The organism is Camelimonas sp. ID_303_24 (assembly GCF_053543495.1).
In genome coordinates this window covers 1-829 of record NZ_JBLLJM010000036.1, presented here as the reverse complement: position 1 = coordinate 829, position 829 = coordinate 1, and the positions used below count along the sequence as shown (strand labels likewise).

Annotated in this window: 1 protein-coding gene; it reads right to left on the bottom strand. The window is 67.7% G+C overall.

All coding sequences use genetic code 11. The annotated features are described in order from the left end of the window. Positions 1–96: 96 nt before the first annotated feature. On the bottom strand, positions 97–829 hold a 733-nt coding region (locus ACERNI_RS17185), incomplete at its 5' end, for an enoyl-CoA hydratase/isomerase family protein (protein WP_448834458.1).

Sequence of the window (829 nt, the reverse complement as noted above, 5' to 3'; positions counted from 1 at the left end):
TTTATTTTTGCTGGGCCGGGGGGCGCGGGTGGTGGGGGTGTGGGGCCGCGGGCGGGGGGGGCCCCCCCCGCGGGGGGGGGCGCCCCGACGGGCGCCTCAGGAGATCTTCGCCGTCTTGTTCTGGAAGGCGGCGATGCGATCGGCCATATCCGGGCCAACGCCGCGACTGCGGGCAATTTCGTAGCTGAGGCCAGCGGCCAGCGGCAGGCCGTCGGTTTCCACCAGCAGCGCCTTGTTGGCCCGGTGGCTGTACCAGGAATTGACGAGGATGCTCTTTGTCAGCGCGGCCAGTTCGGCCTCAAAGTCCGCATCCGCCACACAGATATTGGCCAGCCCCATGGTCTCGGCCTGGCGCCCCGCATAGGTGCGGCAGGTGAACATCATCTCGCGCGCCTTGGGCAGACCGACGCGGCGCGGCAGGCGCTGGCTCATGCCCCACACCGGCGACAGCGACCAGCGGGCATGGGTGTCGGCGAATTTGGCGTTCTCCGAGCAGAAGATGATGTCGCCGGCCAGGGCGAGTTCAAGCGCGCCGGTGTAGCAATGGCCATGCACGGCGGTGATCACCGGCTGCGGCAGGTTGGCGAGCTTCTCGATAACGCTGGCCTGAAAATGCGGCCGGGGCGGCTTTTCGCCGGCGGCAATGTCATTGAGATCATGGCCGGCGGAGAAGCACTTGCCGGCGCCGCGCAGCACGACGAGGCCGACGCTGTCGGTCTGGCCGGCGATGGCGTCCACATGCGCGTCCAGATCGGCGAACAGCTCCACATTGAGCGAATTCAGCTTGTCGGGGCGGTTGAGCGTCAGGATGGCGCAACCATCCCTGTCT